General features: G+C 61.4%; 18 protein-coding genes. 10 read left to right on the top strand and 8 right to left on the bottom strand.

The features are described from left to right. Positions 1–21 precede the first annotated feature (21 nt). Genes fepC through fepD form a run of 3 tightly spaced genes read right to left on the bottom strand, consistent with a single transcriptional unit; the run spans position 22 to position 2,812 of the window. On the bottom strand, positions 22–822 hold the full coding sequence (fepC, locus tag ACOTXD_RS07000) for an iron-enterobactin ABC transporter ATP-binding protein (RefSeq protein WP_061855914.1): 801 nt from the start codon (positions 820–822) through the stop codon (positions 22–24). Continuing rightward, positions 819–1,808: an iron-enterobactin ABC transporter permease gene (gene fepG, locus ACOTXD_RS06995; RefSeq protein ID WP_073970425.1), complete on the bottom strand. Its 990-nt coding sequence runs from the start codon at positions 1,806–1,808 to the stop codon at positions 819–821. The genes fepC and fepG overlap by 4 nt, the downstream gene beginning before the upstream one ends. After that, positions 1,808–2,812: a Fe(3+)-siderophore ABC transporter permease gene (gene fepD, locus ACOTXD_RS06990; RefSeq protein WP_061855912.1), complete on the bottom strand. Its 1,005-nt coding sequence runs from the start codon at positions 2,810–2,812 to the stop codon at positions 1,808–1,810. Before fepD ends, fepG begins: the two co-directional genes overlap by 1 nt. A 108-nt stretch (positions 2,813–2,920) precedes the next feature. Here fepD and entS point away from each other — a divergent pair, with 108 nt between their 5' ends. After that, entirely contained in the window at positions 2,921–4,168 is a 1,248-nt protein-coding gene (gene entS, locus ACOTXD_RS06985; protein ID WP_061855911.1) for an enterobactin transporter EntS, read from the top strand. Positions 4,169–4,214: 46 nt separating this feature from the next. Here entS and fepB read toward each other — a convergent pair whose 3' ends face one another. After that, complete coding sequence (gene fepB, locus ACOTXD_RS06980; RefSeq protein ID WP_050870397.1) at positions 4,215–5,174, bottom strand: Fe2+-enterobactin ABC transporter substrate-binding protein; 960 nt, start codon at positions 5,172–5,174, stop codon at positions 4,215–4,217. Between the two features lie 188 nt (positions 5,175–5,362). Here fepB and entC point away from each other — a divergent pair, with 188 nt between their 5' ends. The 7 genes from entC (at position 5,363) to ACOTXD_RS06945 (ending at position 12,755) form a co-directional block, all read left to right on the top strand. Beyond that, on the top strand, positions 5,363–6,538 hold the full coding sequence (gene entC / locus ACOTXD_RS06975; protein WP_023324292.1) for an isochorismate synthase EntC: 1,176 nt from the start codon (positions 5,363–5,365) through the stop codon (positions 6,536–6,538). 9 nt (positions 6,539–6,547) lie between these two features. Continuing rightward, positions 6,548–8,158, top strand: coding sequence for a (2,3-dihydroxybenzoyl)adenylate synthase EntE (gene entE / locus ACOTXD_RS06970; RefSeq protein ID WP_048209163.1), 1,611 nt, complete (start codon positions 6,548–6,550; stop codon positions 8,156–8,158). A gap of 10 nt (positions 8,159–8,168) precedes the next feature. Then, positions 8,169–9,023 carry an isochorismatase gene (locus ACOTXD_RS06965; protein WP_061855910.1) on the top strand — a complete coding sequence of 285 codons (855 nt, stop codon included), beginning with the start codon at positions 8,169–8,171 and terminating at the stop codon, positions 9,021–9,023. Next, on the top strand, positions 9,023–9,775 hold the full coding sequence (gene entA / locus ACOTXD_RS06960) for a 2,3-dihydro-2,3-dihydroxybenzoate dehydrogenase EntA (RefSeq protein ID WP_023305663.1): 753 nt from the start codon (positions 9,023–9,025) through the stop codon (positions 9,773–9,775). Before ACOTXD_RS06965 ends, entA begins: the two co-directional genes overlap by 1 nt. Next, positions 9,775–10,188, top strand: coding sequence for a proofreading thioesterase EntH (entH, locus tag ACOTXD_RS06955; RefSeq protein ID WP_015571173.1), 414 nt, complete (start codon positions 9,775–9,777; stop codon positions 10,186–10,188). Before entA ends, entH begins: the two co-directional genes overlap by 1 nt. Positions 10,189–10,337: 149 nt before the next feature. Further along, positions 10,338–12,443 carry a pyruvate/proton symporter CstA gene (cstA, locus tag ACOTXD_RS06950; RefSeq protein ID WP_015571172.1) on the top strand — a complete coding sequence of 702 codons (2,106 nt, stop codon included), beginning with the start codon at positions 10,338–10,340 and terminating at the stop codon, positions 12,441–12,443. A gap of 114 nt (positions 12,444–12,557) precedes the next feature. Further along, positions 12,558–12,755, top strand: a complete 198-nt coding sequence (locus ACOTXD_RS06945; RefSeq protein WP_006809671.1) for a YbdD/YjiX family protein — start codon at positions 12,558–12,560, stop codon at positions 12,753–12,755. Here the strand turns inward: ACOTXD_RS06945 and ACOTXD_RS06940 are convergent. From ACOTXD_RS06940 to ACOTXD_RS06925, 4 genes are all read right to left on the bottom strand, one after another. Continuing rightward, positions 12,752–13,156 (bottom strand): helix-turn-helix domain-containing protein, encoded by a 405-nt coding sequence (locus ACOTXD_RS06940; protein ID WP_023324295.1) that lies wholly within the window; start codon positions 13,154–13,156, stop codon positions 12,752–12,754. The genes ACOTXD_RS06945 and ACOTXD_RS06940 overlap by 4 nt on opposite strands. Further along, positions 13,131–13,433: a type II toxin-antitoxin system RelE family toxin gene (locus ACOTXD_RS06935; protein ID WP_022647393.1), complete on the bottom strand. Its 303-nt coding sequence runs from the start codon at positions 13,431–13,433 to the stop codon at positions 13,131–13,133. The genes ACOTXD_RS06940 and ACOTXD_RS06935 overlap by 26 nt, the downstream gene beginning before the upstream one ends. Positions 13,434–13,616: 183 nt before the next feature. Continuing rightward, positions 13,617–14,360: an SDR family NAD(P)-dependent oxidoreductase gene (locus ACOTXD_RS06930; protein ID WP_017382507.1), complete on the bottom strand. Its 744-nt coding sequence runs from the start codon at positions 14,358–14,360 to the stop codon at positions 13,617–13,619. A 57-nt stretch (positions 14,361–14,417) separates the two neighbouring features. Further along, a complete protein-coding gene (locus ACOTXD_RS06925) occupies positions 14,418–15,506 on the bottom strand; it encodes an oxidoreductase (protein WP_061855909.1) in 1,089 nt (362 codons plus the stop codon). A 159-nt stretch (positions 15,507–15,665) separates the two neighbouring features. Between ACOTXD_RS06925 and ACOTXD_RS06920 the strand changes: the two genes are divergently transcribed. Together ACOTXD_RS06920 and ACOTXD_RS06915 are read left to right on the top strand one after the other, a co-directional pair. Then, complete coding sequence (locus ACOTXD_RS06920; RefSeq protein WP_061855908.1) at positions 15,666–17,168, top strand: sugar ABC transporter ATP-binding protein; 1,503 nt, start codon at positions 15,666–15,668, stop codon at positions 17,166–17,168. After that, positions 17,165–18,160 carry an ABC transporter permease gene (locus ACOTXD_RS06915; RefSeq protein ID WP_045335833.1) on the top strand — a complete coding sequence of 332 codons (996 nt, stop codon included), beginning with the start codon at positions 17,165–17,167 and terminating at the stop codon, positions 18,158–18,160. The genes ACOTXD_RS06920 and ACOTXD_RS06915 overlap by 4 nt, the downstream gene beginning before the upstream one ends. Position 18,161: the final 1 nt, after the last annotated feature.

Below are 18,161 nucleotides of genomic sequence, written 5' to 3'. Positions count from 1 at the left end.
GAGAGGGCCGGGGTGAGGGCATCAGACCGCACGTTTTCCAAGCGGCACCACCAACGGCGTACCCGCCACCGGATCGTCAATAATCATGCAGCGCATGCCGTAGATCCGCGCGATCAGCTCTGGCGTCACAATCTCCTTCGGCGCGCCCTGCGCCACAATCTCGCCGTCGCGCAGCGCAATCAGATGTGTCGCGTAGCGGCACGCCTGGTTTAAGTCGTGCAACACCGCCGCCAGGGTGTACCCCTGCGTACGGTTCAGCTCGCTCAGCAGCTCCAGCAGGTCAATCTGATGGCTGATATCCAGCCAGGTCGTCGGCTCGTCCAGCAGCATGATCGAGGTTTCCTGCGCCAGCACCATTGCGATCCACGCGCGCTGGCGCTGTCCGCCGGAGAGGGTATCGACGCTTTGCTGGGCCAGCTCGGTGATGCCCGTCGCCTGCATCGCGCGCTTCACGGCCTCGTCGTCCTCCTTGCGCCAGCGGGTAAACAGCGGCTGGTGCGGATAGCGCCCGCGGGAGACCAGCTCCTGCACGGTAATATCCCCCGGCGTGGTGGCGTTTTGCGCCAGCAGGCCAATTCGGCGCGCCACCTCTTTGCTGGCGAAGCGCTGGATCTGCTCCCCGTCGAGGAACACGCTGCCCTTAACCGGCGACATCAGGCGGCTCAGCGTGCGCAGCAATGTTGATTTGCCGCAGCCGTTTGGCCCGATAATGGCGGTGAAGTGGCCGTCCGGAATGGCAACGGATAAGTCCCGGGCAATGATTTTTTTGCCGTAGCCGAGGGTCAAGTTTTCGCCGCGCAAGCGGGTGGTTGAATCTGTCATTTCTTGCGTGACTCCTGAACGAGCAAGACGATGAGGTAAATCCCGCCGAGGCTGACGGTCACCACGCCCACCGGCAGTTGATAAGGCGTAAACAGCCGCTGGGCGCAGAGATCGGCGGCCAGCAGTAATACTGCACCGCACAGCGCCGCCTGGGTTAATCCCCAGCGCGCGGTGCCGCTAAGTCGCCGCGCGATATGCGGCGCGACAAGGGCAATAAACGAGATCGGCCCGGCGATGGCGGTAGACGCTGCGGTCAGCAAGACCGCCACCAGCATCAGCATCAGGCGCGAGCGCTCTACGCTCACGCCCAGCGCGCAGGCGCTGTCGTCGCCCATCTCCAGCAGCCGCATGCGCCTGACCAGCAGCAACGCGCCGATAAACATCAGGATAATCAGCGGCGCGGCGGGCCAGGTTTTTCCCCACGACAGACCGTTGAGGGAACCGGCGTACCACAGCCCGGCGGAGAGTGCGGTTTCCAGCGACGCCTGTAGCAGAAGCCAGGTGTTAAACGCCATCAGCATCGCGCGGATGCCGATCCCGATGATGATCAGGCGGAAGGTGTCGATGCCGTTGCGCCAGGCCAGGGCCCAGATAAGCAGGGAGGTGAGAATGCCGCCCGCCATCGCCGTAAAGGTAATGGCCGTGAGATGCTGCCCGAACAGCACCATCGCCACCAGCACGCCGCTCCACGCGCCGGTATTCAGGCCCATCACGTCCGGGCTGCCGAGGGGGTTACGCATCAGCGACTGGAATATCGCGCCGCTGACGCCAAGCGCCGCGCCAACCAGGATCGCCATTGCCACGCGCGGCAGTCGCCATTCGGTGACCACCATGGTGATGTTACGCGGCGCGCTGCCGGTGAGAGCGTGAAAGACCTGCGCGAAATCAAGCGTTACGGCACCGCTTTGCAGACTCCAGACCGCCAGCAGCAGACAGGTGACGACCAGCAGGGCGACGCTGGTGAGTAAACGACGGGACGGGGCCATCATGCGCCACCCCCGCGTCTGCGTCGTACCAGGAAGATCAGCACCGGCGCGCCGATAAAGGCGCTGACCACCGAGACACGCAGTTCGCCCGGCACCAGCAGGCGGCCCAGCACGTCGGCAAACAGCAGCAGGGCAGGGGTCGCCAGCAGCGTTACCGGGAGGGACCAGCGGTGATCCGCCCCCACCAGCCAGCGCGCCATGTGCGGCATCATCAGGCCGATAAAGGCAATCGGGCCGACTACGGCGGTCGCGCTGCCGCACAGCACGGTGATGGCAAGCAGGCCCGTCAGCTGCGTCCGCGCCACGCGGTTGCCGAGGGCGGTCGCGGTGTCACTGCCGAGGCTCAGGCTGTTCAGCGCCCGGCTTAAACAGAGCGCCACGACGGCAGCGACGCTCGCCGGGATCACCACCACTTTTAAGGTTTCAAGGGTACGAATATCCAGCGAACCCGCCTGCCAGAAGCGCAGCTGGTCATACACGTCCGGGTTGAGCAGGGCGATGCCGTTGGACAAGCCTTCCAGTACCGCCGCGAGCGCTACGCCCGCCAGCGTTAAGCGTACCGGGCTGAGCTGTCCGCCGCCCTGGCTGCCGGTAAACGCCACCACCAGCGAGGCGGCCAGCGCGCCGCAGAAGGCCATCACCAGCTGTTCAGACGGAGAGGTGAAACCAAACAGCGCCGCGCCGAGCACAATGGCGAAACTGGCACCAGAGTTCACGCCGAGAATGCCAGGGTCCGCCAGCGGGTTGCGGGTGAGGGTTTGCATCAGGGCACCGGCAAGGCCGAGCGCACCACCGGCCAGCAGGCCGGCAAGGGTGCGGGGCAGGCGAGCGTCGAGCACGATGGTGCAGTCGGCGCTCTGACAGGTACCGGAGATCGCATCGACAATAACGGACGCGGGCAGCGGTTTTGCGCCGACCAGCAGGCTGAGTGCAATCGCAAGGATTAGCAGTAGCAATAAAACGGGCACGGCAAGGGCGCGTACCGCAGAAGAGGAAAACGACATAGCAACATCCATGATTTGATAATGATAGTGATTATCGTTATCTATCTTATTTGGCTATGTTAGCATGTGCGCCCATGGAATGGGTAGAAATAGACTCAAGGCTTTGTCATGAATCAAAAATCCTGGCTGCTTAACCTCAGCCTGCTCAAAACACACCCGGCGTATCGCGCCGTTTTTATCGCTCGCTTTATCTCCATTTTGTCCCTCGGTTTGCTTGGTGTGGCCGTGCCGGTGCAAATCCAGACCATCACTCACTCCAGCTGGCTGGTAGGGCTATCCGTCACCTTAACCGGCGGGGCGATGTTTATCGGCCTGATGGTGGGCGGCGTGCTGGCGGACCGATACGAGCGTAAAAAGCTTATCCTGCTGGCGCGCGGCACCTGCGGGGTGGGCTTTGTCGGGCTGTGTCTGAACGCCATGCTGCCGGAGCCGTCGCTGGTGGCCATTTACGTGCTGGGATTGTGGGACGGCTTTTTTGCTTCGTTAGGCGTGACGGCACTGCTGGCGGCCACGCCCGCGCTGGTCGGGCGCGAGAACCTGATGCAGGCGGGGGCGATCACCATGCTCACCGTGCGCCTCGGCTCGGTGATTTCGCCGATGGTCGGCGGTCTGCTGCTGGCGACCGGCAACGTGGCGTGGAACTACGGCCTTGCCGCAGCCGGAACCTTTATCACCACCCTGACGCTGCTGCGTCTGCCGCTCCTGCCACCGCCGCCGCAGCCGCGCGAGCATCCGCTGAAGTCCCTGATGGCCGCGATTCGTTTTCTGTTCAGCAACCCGTTAATTGGCGGCATTGCGCTGCTCGGCGGCCTGCTGACGATGGCGAGCGCCGTGCGCGTGCTGTACCCGGCGCTGGCGGGCGAGTGGCAGATGAGCGCCTCAGAGATTGGCGTGCTGTACGCCGCCATTCCGCTCGGTGCGGCCTTCGGGGCGCTGACCAGCGGCAACCTGGCGCAGAGCGCGAGACCGGGGTTGATCATGCTGGTGGCGACGCTGGCCTCGTTTATCGCCATTGGTTTCTTTAGCCTGATGCCGGTGTGGGCGCTGGGGGTGATGTGTCTGGTGATTTTCGGCTGGCTGAGCGCGGTAAGCTCTCTTTTACAGTACACCCTGATCCAGACCCAGACGCCGGAAGGGATGCTGGGGCGTATCAACGGCCTGTGGACCGCGCAGAACGTGACGGGCGATGCGATTGGCGCGGCGATCCTCGGCGGGCTGGGGGCGATAATGACCCCGGTGGCGTCGGCGAGCAGCAGCGGGTTTGTGTTAGCGATGGTTGGCGCGATCTTACTGGTGACGCTGGTGGAATTGCGGCGGTTCAGGCAGGAGGCCGCGTTGAACGACGGTGCGGCCTGATGCCCTCACCCCGGCCCTCTCCCACGGGGAGAGGGAGGGAAAATGCCTACTTAAACAACGCATTCAATCTGTCTAACACCAGCATCGCGCTGTAATAATCCAGGCGGAACGTCTCCGTTCCCAGCGCCCAGACGCGCTTGTTCTTGACCGACGGCAGATGCGCCAGCAGCGGATTGGCGTAAATCGCATTCACGTCTTTCGCGTCGCCGGCAAACACAAACAGCCCTTCGCCGTTCAGCCCCGTCGCCAGATTTTCTCCACCCAGCTGAATAATGTCGTGGCGCTTGCCCTGGCTTGTTGAGGTCTGCAAACCGGCAGGCAGGTCCGCCAGCGTAAAGCCCAGCTGGTGCAGCAGCTTGCCCTGCGCGGAGTCTGTCGTCCACAGGTTCGCCGTGTGTGCCGCGGCGGTGTAAACGATGGCGTTCACCGGCTGTGGCGGCAGCTTCATCTGCTGCTTCACCTGGGCGAGCTGTTTATCGAAGGCAGCGATGCGCTCTGCGGCCTGTGTCTCCTGCCCGGTGATCGTCCCCAGCTGGGTCAGCAGTTCCTGCCAGCTTTTGTCGTCGTAATTGATGATAAGCGTCGGCGCGATGGCGGAAAGCTGATCGTAGAGCGCAAGCGCGGAATCCCCGCCGGTGGCGCTGATCAAAATCAGGTCCGGCATCTGGGCCGCGACCGCTTCGGCGCTCGGCTCGCCGATGTACAGCCGGGCAACCTTACGCTGCTTCGCGATATCGCCCCACTGACGTAAAAAGCCCTGCGCATCCGCCACGCGGTTGTTCGGCGTGGTCGCTCCGCTGGCAATGACCGGCGCGTCAATGGCCAGCAGGGAGCCGGTTAAGGTCACGCTGGTGGAGACAATGCGCGTCGGTTTGCTCTCAAGCGTGTGAACGCCGCGGCTGTCGGAGACCTGGCGCGGCCAGTCGTCGGCGGCGGCTGAGGTTAGTCCTAAAACAAAAAGTCCTGTTAAAAGAAGGGCATTGCGGCAAACGGCAGCGATTTTCACAGAGCGGCATCCTGATTTTATTGAAGATAATGCTTCTCATTTTCAGGGCTGTAGGGAAGGGATGCAAGCGTTTGTCGCACAAGTTATTTGCCCGACGGTTGACAGCGGGGCGATGTGGGATTAGGTTAGCCGACGAAAATATAAATGATAATCATTATTGCTTCTTTTATCATTTTAAGGAGGATGATATGGACACGTCCCTGGCTGAGGAAGTTCAGCACACCGCGACTACGCTGCAAGCAGATAGCTTTTTCTTTATGTCGCCTTACCGCAGTTTTACCACGTCCGGCTGTTTTGCCCGTTTTTCTGAACCCGCCGTCGGCGGTGACGATCCGGCGGGTCCCTTTCAGCAGAAATTAGCTCAGGCTTTCCGGAATGCGAAAAACAGCGGCATTGCCCATCCGGTGATGGTAGGGGCGATCCCCTTCGATACCCGCAAACCGTCATCGCTGTTTATTCCGCAACGCTGGCAAACCTTCTCCCGCCCGGCGCGTCAGCAGTCCGCACGCTACGCCTCCGGCGCGCAGACGCTGAACGTGCAACAACGCACCGAGATCCCGCCGCAGCCGATTTTCGAGGAGATGGTGGCCCGCGCCGCGTCGCTCACCGCCACGCCGCAGGTGAATAAGGTGGTGCTGTCGCGCCTGATTGATATTGCCACCGACAAACAGATTGATAGCAGCGCGCTGATGGAGCGTCTTATCGCCCAGAACCCGGCGAGCTTTAACTTCCACGTACCGCTGGAAGACGGCGGCGTGCTGCTGGGCGCCAGCCCGGAACTGCTGCTGCGTAAAGAGGGCGCGCACTTTAGTTCGCTGCCGCTGGCGGGCTCTGCGCGCCGTCAGCCGGACGATGTGCTGGATCGCGAAGCGGGCACTAAGCTGCTGGCCTCCGAAAAAGACCGTCACGAGCACGACCTGGTAACCCAGGCGATGAAAACCATTCTGGAACCGCGCAGCCATCATCTGAGCATGCCGGCTTCCCCGCAGCTCATTACCACCCCAACGCTGTGGCATCTGGCCACGCCGGTTGAGGGTGACGCGCGTGAAAACGAGAACGCCCTGACGCTGGCCTGCCTGCTGCACCCGACCCCGGCCCTGAGCGGTTTCCCGCATCAGGCGGCAAAAGAACTCATTGCCGAGCTGGAGCCCTTCGACCGCGAACTGTTCGGCGGCATCGTTGGCTGGTGCGACAGCGAAGGTAACGGCGAGTGGGTGGTAACTATCCGCTGCGCGCGGCTGCATCAAAATACCGTTCGCCTGTTTGCCGGCGCGGGCATTGTGCCTGCTTCCTCCCCGGTGGGCGAGTGGCGCGAGACGGGCGTGAAGCTCTCCACCATGCTCAACGTGTTTGGTTTGCACTAAGGAATACTCATGACCATCCCTTTTACCCGCTGGCCTGAGGATTTTGCCCGGCGCTACCGTGAAAAAGGCTACTGGCAGGATCTGCCGCTGACCCACATCCTGACGGACCATGCGGACAGCGATGCGGTCGCGATAATTGACGGCGATCGCCGCATTACCTACCGCGCGTTTAATCAGGCGGTGACGAATCTGGCGTCCGCCCTTCAGGCGCAGGGGCTGCATCGCGGCGAGACCGCGCTGGTGCAGCTCGGCAACGTGGCCGAGTTCTACATCACCTTCTTCGCGCTACTGCAAATCGGCGTCGCGCCGGTCAACGCGCTCTTTAGCCATCAGCGCAGTGAACTCAACGCCTACGCGGAGCAGATCAAACCCGCCGTGCTGATTGCCGATCGCGACCACGCGCTGTTCTCGGGCGATGATTTTCTCAATACCTTTGTGGACGCTCACCGCTCGGTTCGCGTTGTGCTGCTACGCGGCGATAAGGGCGAACACGCGCTGGAGGCGGCGATTTCACGCCCGGCGGACAACTTCATCCCGAACCCGACGCCCGCAGACGAAGTGGCGTTCTTCCAGCTCTCCGGCGGCAGCACCGGCACGCCGAAGCTGATCCCGCGTACGCACAACGATTACGACTACAGCATTCGCCGCAGCAACGAAATCTGCGGTATCACTGCGCACACCCGCTATCTGAACGCGCTTCCCGCGGCGCACAACTACGCCATGAGTTCGCCGGGATCGTTAGGCGTTTTCAAGGCGGGCGGCTGCGTGGTGCTGGCGAACGATCCGAGCGCCACGCTCTGCTTCCCGCTGATTGAGCAGCATCAGATCAACGTCACCTCGCTGGTGCCGCCCGCGGTCAGCCTGTGGTTGCAGGCGATTGCCGACGGCGCGGGGAACGCCCAGCTGAAATCCCTCGAACTGCTCCAGGTAGGCGGCGCACGTCTCTCCGCCACGCTTGCGGCGCGCATTCCGGCGGAAATTGGCTGCCAGCTTCAGCAGGTGTTTGGCATGGCGGAAGGGCTGGTGAACTACACCGCCCTCGACGATGCGCCGGAGCGCATCATCAATACCCAGGGCCGCCCGATGTGCCCGGACGATGAAGTGTGGGTGGCGGATGAGGACGGCAACCCGCTGCCGCGCGGGGAAGTCGGGCGTCTGATGACGCGCGGCCCGTATACCTTCCGCGGCTATTTCAACAGCCCGGAACACAACGCCAGCGCCTTTGATGCCAACGGTTTCTACTGCTCGGGCGATCTGATCGCCATCGACGAGCAGGGTTACATCACCGTGCAGGGGCGCGAGAAAGATCAGATCAACCGCGGTGGCGAGAAGATCGCCGCCGAAGAGATCGAAAACCTGCTGCTGCGCCACGACGCGGTGATCCACGCCGCGCTGGTGAGCATGGAGGACAGCCTGCTGGGCGAAAAAAGCTGCGCGTACCTGGTGGTGAAACAGCCCCTGCGCGCGGTGGAGGTGCGCCGCTTCCTGCGCGAGCAGGGCGTTGCCGAATTTAAGCTGCCGGACCGCGTGGAGAGCGTGGATGCGCTTCCGCTCACGCCGGTCGGCAAAGTTGATAAGAAACAGTTGCGCCTGTGGCTTGCTGAACGCGCCCGGGGCTGAGGAACAGAGAATGGCCATTCCAAAATTAACCGCATACGCGCTGCCAACCGCCGCCGAACTGCCGACCAGTAAAGTGAACTGGGCATTTGAACCGGAGCGCGCCGCGCTGCTGATCCACGATATGCAGGAGTACTTCCTGAACTTCTGGGGCGAAAATAGCGACATGATGCAGCAGGTAGTGGCGAACATCGCTAAACTGCGCGCGTACTGCAAAGAGCACAATATTCCGGTGTACTACACCGCGCAGCCGAAAGATCAGAGCGATGAAGACCGTGCCCTGCTGAACGACATGTGGGGGCCGGGCCTGACCCGTTCGCCGGAGCAGCAGCGCATCGTCGCTGCGCTGACCCCGGATGAAGCGGACACCGTGCTGGTGAAGTGGCGCTACAGCGCGTTTCACCGCTCGCCGCTGGAGCAGATGCTGAAAGAGACCGGGCGCAACCAGCTTTTGATCACCGGCGTATACGCCCACATCGGCTGCATGACCACCGCCACCGACGCCTTTATGCGCGACATCAAACCGTTCTTTATCGCCGACGCGCTGGCGGATTTCACCCGCGACGAGCACCTGATGTCGCTGAAATACGTGGCCGGGCGTTCGGGCCGCGTGGTGATGACCGACGAGCTGCTGCCGTCCGTTCCGGCAACGAAAGCCGCGCTGCGCGCGCTGATCCTGCCGCTGCTGGACGAGTCCGACGAGCCGATGGATGACGAAAACCTGATCGACTACGGTCTGGATTCAGTACGGATGATGGCGCTCGCCGCCCGCTGGCGCAAAGTGCACGGCGACATTGATTTCGTGATGCTGGCAAAAAATCCGACCCTCGATGCCTGGTGGGCGCTGCTCTCCCGCGAGGTGAAGTGATGGCTTTTGATTTTACCGGTAAAACCGTCTGGGTGACGGGCGCGGGTAAGGGCATTGGCTATGCGACCGCGCTGGCATTTGTGGAGGCCGGGGCGCAGGTGACCGGGTTCGATCTGGCTTTCCCTCACGGCGAATATCCGTTTGCCACCGAAACGCTGGACGTGGCGGATGCGGCGCAGGCGAGTGACGTCTGCGGGCGTTTGCTCAGCAGCCTTGAGCGGCTCGACGTGCTGGTTAACGCAGCGGGCATTCTGCGTATGGGCGCGACGGATCAGCTTTCGCAGGAGGACTGGCAGCAGACCTTTGCGGTCAACGTCGGCGGCGCGTTCAACCTGTTCCAGCAGACGATGGGCCAGTTCCGTCGTCAGCAGGGTGGGGCGATTGTGACGGTGGCCTCTGACGCGGCGCACACGCCGCGCATCGGCATGAGCGCCTACGGCGCGTCGAAAGCGGCGCTGAAAAGCCTGGCGCTGACAGTCGGGCTGGAACTGGCGGGCAGCGGCGTACGCTGTAACCTGGTGTCGCCGGGTTCAACGGATACCGACATGCAGCGCACCCTGTGGACCAGCGACGATGCGGAACAGCGGCGCATTCGCGGCTTTGGCGAGCAGTTCAAGCTTGGCATTCCGCTCGGTAAAATTGCCCGTCCGCAGGAGATTGCTGCGACCGTGCTGTTCCTGGCATCCGATGCCGCCAGCCATATCACCTTGCAGGATATCGTGGTGGACGGCGGCTCCACGCTGGGGGCGTAATGATCTGGAAACGTCATTTAACGCTCGAGGAGCTGAACGCCACCAGCCTGAATACGATGGTGGGGCACCTTGGCATCGTCTATACCCGCCTCGGGGACGATACGCTGGAAGCGGAGATGCCGGTGGATGCGCGCACCCATCAGCCGTTTGGCCTGCTGCACGGCGGCGCCTCGGCGGCGCTGGCGGAAACGCTGGGCTCGATGGCCGGTTTTCTGATGACCCGTGACGGGCAGAACGTGGTGGGTACGGAACTGAATGCCACACACCACCGCGCAGTCTCACACGGTAAGGTACGCGGCGTGTGTCAGCCGCTGCATCTGGGCCGTTCCAGCCAGAGCTGGGAGATCGTGGTGTTCGACGAGCAGGGGCGGCGGTGCTGTACCTGTCGGTTGAGTACGATGGTGTTGGGGTAAGTCATTCAGCTGAAAGTGATCGGCTTAACACTGTGGTGTAAATCTCTGGTTTGACCACGCATTATTGCGTTTCAAAGTTGTTAAATTTTATCCGTTGTTCTAGAAACAAAATGTAACATCTCACTGTTTCACAACAACGGACAACAACTATGAACAACTCAGGGAAATACCTTACGTGGGCGGTGCTCTCCGTGGTGGGAGCCTTTGCCCTGGGCTATATCGCCCTCAACCGGGGGGAGCAGATCAACGCGCTGTGGATCGTCGTCGCCTCCGTCTGCATTTATCTGATCGCATACCGTTTTTATGGCCGCTATATCGCAAAGACGGTGCTGGGCGTAGACGGCACGCGCATGACGCCGGCCGTGCGTCATAACGACGGTCTGGACTACGTGCCGACCGATAAAAAAGTGCTGTTCGGTCACCATTTCGCGGCGATTGCCGGGGCAGGCCCGCTGGTGGGGCCGGTACTGGCCGCGCAGATGGGCTACCTGCCGGGGATGATCTGGATCCTCGCTGGGGTGGTGCTGGCGGGCGCGGTGCAGGACTTCATGGTGCTGTTCGTCTCCACCCGTCGCGACGGTCGTTCGCTGGGTGAGCTGGTGAAAGAAGAGATGGGGGCAACCGCCGGGGTGATTGCGCTGGTGGCGACCTTTATGATCATGGTGATCATCCTCGCGGTGCTGGCGATGATCGTGGTGAAAGCCTTGACCCACAGCCCGTGGGGAACCTATACCGTCGCCTTCACCATACCGCTGGCGCTGTTCATGGGGATCTACATTCGCTACCTGCGTCCGGGGCGCATTGGTGAAGTGTCAGTCATTGGCCTGGTGTTCCTGGTGTTTGCCATTATCTCCGGCGGCTGGGTGGCGGAAAGCCCGACCTGGGCACCGTTCTTCGACTTCACCGGCGTGCAGCTGACCTGGATGCTGGTAGGCTACGGCTTCGTGGCGGCGGTGCTGCCGGTATGGCTGCTGCTGGCCCCGCGTGACTACCTCTCTACCTTCCTGAAAATCGGCACCATCGTCGGGCTGGCGATCGGCATTCTGATTATGCGCCCGACCCTGACCATGCCTGCGCTGACCAAATTTATTGACGGCACCGGCCCGGTCTGGACCGGCAATCTGTTCCCGTTCCTGTTTATCACCATCGCCTGTGGGGCGGTGTCGGGCTTCCACGCGCTGATTGCCTCCGGGACCACGCCGAAGATGCTGGCGAATGAAAATCAGGCCTGCCTGATTGGCTACGGCGGCATGCTGATGGAGTCCTTCGTGGCGATTATGGCGCTGGTTTCGGCCTGTATTATTGACCCGGGCGTTTACTTTGCGATGAACAGCCCGATGGCGGTCCTGGCCCCGGCCGGCACCGTTGACGTGGTCGCCTCTGCCGCGCAGGTGGTGAGCGGCTGGGGCTTTGCGATTACCCCTGAAACGTTGACGCATATCGCTAATGAGGTCGGCGAGCAGTCGATTATCTCCCGCGCGGGCGGGGCGCCAACGCTGGCGGTGGGCATGGCCTACATCCTGCACGGCGCGCTGGGCGGGCTGATGGATGTCTCGTTCTGGTATCACTTCGCCATTCTGTTCGAGGCGCTGTTTATTCTGACGGCGGTGGATGCCGGTACGCGTGCGGCGCGCTTTATGTTGCAGGATCTGCTGGGGGTGATCTCCCCGAACCTGAAACGTACCGATTCACTCCCGGCTAACCTGCTGGCGACAGCGCTGTGCGTGCTGGCGTGGGGCTACTTCCTGCATCAGGGCGTGGTCGACCCGCTGGGCGGGATTAACACCCTGTGGCCGCTGTTCGGTATCGCCAACCAGATGCTGGCGGGCATGGCCCTGATGCTCTGCGCGGTAGTGCTGTTCAAGATGAAGCGCCAGCGTTACGCATGGGTGGCGCTGGTGCCAACGGCGTGGCTGCTGATCTGTACCCTGACCGCGGGCTGGCAGAAAGCCTTCAGCCCGGACAACAAGGTGGGCTTCCTGGCGATCGCCAACAAGTTCCAGGCGATGATCGACAGCGGTAAGATCCCGGCACAGTACACCGAATCTCAGCTGTCGCAGCTGGTGTTTAACAACCGTCTGGACGCCGGGCTGACCATCTTCTTTATGGTGGTGGTTGTGGTGCTGGCGTTGTATTCTCTGAAAACCGCGCTGGCGGCGTTGAAAGTCGACAAACCGACGGCGAAAGAGACACCGTATGAGCCAATGCCTGAGAACCTGGACGAGATTGTCACCCAGGCGAAAGGGGCGCATTAACATTACCAAACCCCCTCACCCCAGCCCTCTCCCCAAAGGGGAGAGGGTGTTAAAGTTCCCTCTCCCCTTTGGGGAGAGGGTCAGGGTGAGGGGAATACAAACGAGAAACTGATTATGTTCGACACCCTTTCCAAAGCAGGTAAATACCTGGGCCAGGCCGCTAAAATGATGATTGGCGTGCCGGATTACGACAACTACGTCGAGCATATGCGCGTCAACCACCCGGACCAGACGCCCATGACCTACGAAGAATTTTTCCGCGACCGTCAGGACGCCCGCTACGGCGGCAAGGGCGGGGCGAAGTGCTGTTAACCCTCTTTCGGTAAATAGAGGCTGATCTGCTCCTGTTTACAGCCGTAAAGTGCCGCCAGCTTTTCGCGGGTGCGCTTTTGCGGTCGGGAGTCCAGCGCTTCCAGCTGTGACACGGCGGACTGGCTGATGCCAAGCTTCTCCGCCACCTCCTGCTGGGACATGCCGCGTAAAATGCGCCAGGCGGCCTGTAGGCTGACGTTCTCGTTATGCATGATGTCGCACACTTCACCCGGTAAACCTACGTTATCGTAGATGTCTGATTCGTAAGGGATGTCTTCCCAGTCGTTTTCATCATCGTCATCGTACTCAAGCATGGCTAAACGCATGCGAAAATATTCACCGTAGGGTATGACAACATACTGTTTTTTTCCTTCTTCATCCTTGATGAACTGAATAGTCATATTCCGTATGCTCCTCATGAAGGTAGGTAGTGGTTGTCCGGCGTTTTACTGCCACTACGTAGCAGATATCACCCGGCGGGTCTCCGAAGGTGTAAATGACCCTGTAATCACCTAATCGCAACCTGTAGTGGTTTTCGGGAGAAGATAATTTCTTGATATCCGCGACAGGTGATGTTTTATCGTCCATCTTCTCCAGCCTGAATTTAATGCGGTTCTGATATCGAGGATCGATTTTAGAAAACTGCTTCTCTGCTGTTTTAGACCACACAATCTTCATCCGTACCTCCACTGTACGCCCACACAAAATATAAGGAAATAATAAGACTATTAGATAAATTCCGAATTTCTAATGAGGTACTGTAGAGCGGAGAATAACCGCGAGAAAGCGGCAAAACGCGAATCGTCGAGGCGGCTCGAACAGGCCTCTGCCGGGCGACAGAGGCATACAGTAAATTTGCGATCAGGCGTTCAGACCGCCGTCGACATCCAGACCGGTGCCGGAAATTTGCCCCGCAGCCGGGCTGGCGAGGAAGGTGACTGCCGCTGCGATATCCTCCGGCTGGCCGTAATGGCCCAGGGCAATAAGCTGACGCTGAGAGTCAGCCTGCTCGCCGTCTTCCGGGTTCATATCGCTGTTGGTCGGCCCGGGGTGGACCAGGTTGACGGTAATGCCGCGCGGGCCTAAATCACGGGCCAGACCTCGGGTGAGAGAGTTAAGGGCAGACTTGGTCATCGAGTAGACGGCGATCCCCGGCTGCGCCACGCGGTTCGCCAGACAGCTGCCAATGTTGATGATGCGTCCGCCGTCCGACATATGCACCAGCGCTTCCTGAATGGCGATCACTACGCCGCGGATGTTGACGTTGATCAGAGCGTCGATGTCCGCCAGGGTCATGGACTCCAGCGGGCCGCCGCGCGCAATCCCGGCGTTATTGACCAGAATATCCAGCCCGCCGAGGGAGCGCGCCGCCTGCGTGACCGCATCCTGAATCGCCTGCGCGCTGGCGCTGTCGGCCTGAATCGCCTCGCCGTGTCGCCCCAGCGCGTTGATCTCATCGACGACCTGCTGGGCTTTATCGACGGATTTTTCGTAGGTGATAACCACATCGGCACCGGCGCGCGCCAGCGACAGCGCAATCGCCCGGCCAAGCCCGCGGCTGGCGCCGGTAACCAGCGCCTTTTTACCTGTTAAATCGATCTGCATGATGACCTCGTTGCAAGAGTGGAGAGAATCATCATTAGGTATAGCCCGTCGGCGCAATTAACGACTGAAGGATTCCACCTTCGCAAACGCGGCGCGCAGCACCTCAGGCGTTAACGTCACCGGCAGATAGTGAATCGATTCCACCGGGCGCAGGGTGTGGGCAATGACCTTATCCAGCTCGTCGCGGTTGTTTACATCAACGTCCAGCTCGCGAAGCGTGATCGGCAGGTTAAAGCGTTGGTATGCCGCCACCAGCTGCGCCAGCACGTCGTCCTGGCCGAGCAGGGCGCTCTGGACCAGAATGCCGTAGGCCACCTTGGTGCCGTGCAGGTATTTTTCCGTCTGCGGCAGCACGGTTAAGCCGTTGTGCACCGCGTGCGCCGCCGCCACGCGGGTATAGCGCTCACCCAGACCGCCGACCATTCCGCCTCCGGCAATAATCGCATCCACCACGTCCCGGAACGCCTGCGTCTGTTCGCCGCGCTGCTGATCTGCAAGCGCCTCTTCGCTGCGTTCCAGCAGCACGTCGCGGATCGCCAGCGCACTGTTCAGGCCAAGACGCACGGTCAGCGGCAGACTCTCAGGTTGAGGGGCGAGTACCGCCGCTTCGTACCACTTCGCCAGCGTATCGCCGATGCCCGCCAGCAGGTATTCCGCCGGGGCGTTAAGGATGATCTGCGGCTCCACCAGCACCAGAAAGTTGGCGTCGTCAAAAATCTCAAACTGTAGCGCCTGACCGGCATCGTTGTACCACACGGAGAGCGGGGTCCACGCCGCGCAGGTGGCGGCGATAGTGGGAATGCCCACGAACGGCACGCCCAGACGACGCGCCACGGCCTTGACGGTATCCATCACCGCGCCGCCGCCCACGCCAATCACCACGCTGGCTTCGCTTCCCGCTTCGTTCACCAGACGGGTGACGTCACGCTCGCTGCAATGGCCCTTAAACAGCAGCTGTTTTGCCCCCGGCGCGGTAAAACTCTGCGGCAGATAAGGGCGTGCGCCCTCGATTGCCCGCTCGCCGTAGATCCACACCGCGCGGGAAAGTTGTTCCGGAGTAAAGAAATCATCCAGGTGGGCAAGGCTTCCCGGATGAGAGAAGTAGTTCGCCGGGCCGGGCACGACGCGGATATCGGTGTTGCTCATGAAGTTGTCCTTTTTTAGCAAGCGCTAACCCGATGTTATGTCTGGACATCCGGATGGCTAATAATATTTTGCTTTAACTTATGCCTTTTACGTCGTTGTCAGTCAACCGGAGCTGTGAAAAATTCGCTAAATCAGAAGAGTAATGAAGGATTTACGCGGATGGTTTCCTGTCGCCTTGAGATGCGCGGTATCAGCCTGGCCTTTTCCGGCTTTCAGGCCCTGTCGCGCGTGGATTTCACCCTGAACGGCGGGTCGGTGCATGCGCTGACCGGCGCCAACGGCGCGGGGAAATCGACGCTGATGGCGGTGCTGTGCGGGACGCACGACCACTATGAAGGCGAAATCTGCATTAACAACCAGCCGGTAAGCATCCGCGAGCCGCTGGACGCCAAACGGCTGGGCATCCACCTCGTGCAGCAGGAGGTGGACGTGGCGCTGATCCCGGGATTAAGCATCGCCGAGAACATCATGCTCGACCAGCTGGCGCAGCCAGGGCACCGCTACCGCTGGCGCGACATCCGCCAGCAGGCGCGGCAGGCGCTGGCGCAGCTGGATGTTTCGCTCGACGTTCGCCGCTCCATCGACGGCTGCACGCTGGCTGAAAAACAGCAGATTTTGCTGGCGCGGGCGTTATCTCATCACTGCCGTTTTTTGATTCTTGATGAACCCACCGCGCCGCTTGACGCGCACGAGAGCGAGCGTCTGTTTGCGGTAGTAAGACGTCTGCAACAGCAGGGCATCGGCGTGGTGTTTATCTCACACCGCATTCACGAGCTAAAAGCTATCTGCGACACCCTGACGGTGCTGCGCGACGGCAGGCTGATTGAGTCTGGCCCGATGGCCGATCTCAGCGGTGAAGAGATTGTTGAGAAGATGCTCGGCCACGAGCTGAGCGATATCTATCCGCCCGCGCGGCCGCCGCACGGCGACGAAACGCTGCTGCGGGTTGAAGGGCTGCACGACGACGCGCTGCTGAAAGATATCTCGCTGCACCTGCGCAAGGGCGAAATTCTCGGCATTGCCGGGCTGGCGGGCGCGGGCAAAACAGAACTCTGTAAGGCGCTGTTTGGCGCCAGTAAAAGCCGCGTCGCGAACGGCGAGCTGAACCATCAGGACTGGAAACCGCGCGACCCGGCGGACTCGGTGCTGCGCGGCCTGGCGCTGGTGCCGGAAGAGCGGCGCAAAGAGGGCATTTTTATCGACGAGCCGGTGAGCATGAATCTTGCCGTGTGCGCCGATAACAGCTTCTCGCGCTGGAGCCTGTTCGGCCATCGTCAGGCGTGGCGCTGGGCGGAGGAGGTGATCGCCCGCGTCGGCGTGCGCACGCGCGGGCCGGGGCAGGTGCTGCGTCGCTTATCTGGCGGCAACCAGCAGAAGGTCGCCATCGGCAAGTGGCTACGCAATGACGCGAGCGTGCTGATCTTCGACGAGCCGACCAAAGGCGTAGACGTGAAGGCCAAAACCGATCTGTTCCAGCTGATTGACGGCCTGGCGCGCGAGGGCAAAGGGGTGATTTACGCCTCGGGCGAATTTGCCGAACTGGTCGGGCTGTGCGACCGCATCTGCGTCCTGTGGGACGGGCGCATCGTGGCGGAAATCGCCGGGGCCGAGGCCCGTGAAGAGACACTACTTTATTATTCAACCGGAGGAACGGCGTCGTGAGCAAGGCCCTTTCAGTGAGCGCGGCGGCGTCTGGCCGTCAGCAGATTTTCGATTTTCTCTACAAGTGGGGCATGTTGCTGACCGTCGTCGCGCTGGTGGCCGTTTTTGGCCTGGCGTCGGACAGCTTCCTCGATCCGAACAACATCATTAACATTCTGCGCTCGATTGCCATCGTGACGGTGATTGCCATCGGCGTGTCGATCTCCCTGACCGTCGGCGGGTTCGATCTCTCGGTGGGATCCACCGCGTCGCTGGCGAACGCGCTGGTGATTTCGCTCTTCGTCTGGCACGGCTTCGGCACCACCGAGTCGATTGTAATCACTCTCGCGCTCTGCACGCTGGTCGGCCTGTTTAACGCCTTTCTGATCGTCATCCTGCGTATTCCGGACATGCTCGCGACCCTTGCCAGCCTGTTTGTCATCCAGGGCGTGGCGATGACCTACAGTTACGGCGGGTCGATTACTGAGAACATGGTGCTGCCGAGCGGCGACATGGCGGAAGGGACCATTCCGGCGGCGTTCAGCCTGCTGGGGCAGGTGCCGACCATTGTGATCGTCATGCTGATGGTGACGATTCTGGCGCAGCTGGGCCTGTCGCTGACCACTCATGGACGCCGGATGTACGCCATTGGCGGCAACCCCGAAGCCGCGCGCCTCTCTGGCATTCGCACCACGCGCTACAAGGTGGCAGCCTACGTGATTGCCTCCCTGCTGGCGGGCCTGGGCGGGATTTTGCTGGCCTCGCGTATTGGCTCATCGCAGGTGAACGCGGGCGGCGGTTACCTGATGGATGCGGTGGCGGCGGCGTGGATCGGCTTCTCGCTGGCCGGGTCCGGCAAGCCGAATGCCCTGGGGACCCTGGTGGGGGCGGTGATCCTCGGCGTGCTGTCGAACGGGCTGGTGATGCTCTCCGTGCCGTATTACGCCATGGACATTATAAAAGGGCTGGTGCTCGCGGTAGCGCTGGCGATTACCTACATACAAAAACGCTGAC

This window comes from Enterobacter cloacae complex sp. CDL013 (genome assembly GCF_049238805.1).
Taxonomy (GTDB): Bacteria; Pseudomonadota; Gammaproteobacteria; order Enterobacterales; family Enterobacteriaceae; genus Enterobacter; species Enterobacter hormaechei_C.
Note: the sequence above shows the minus strand (reverse complement) of the source record. Positions and strands in the feature narration are given on the sequence as shown.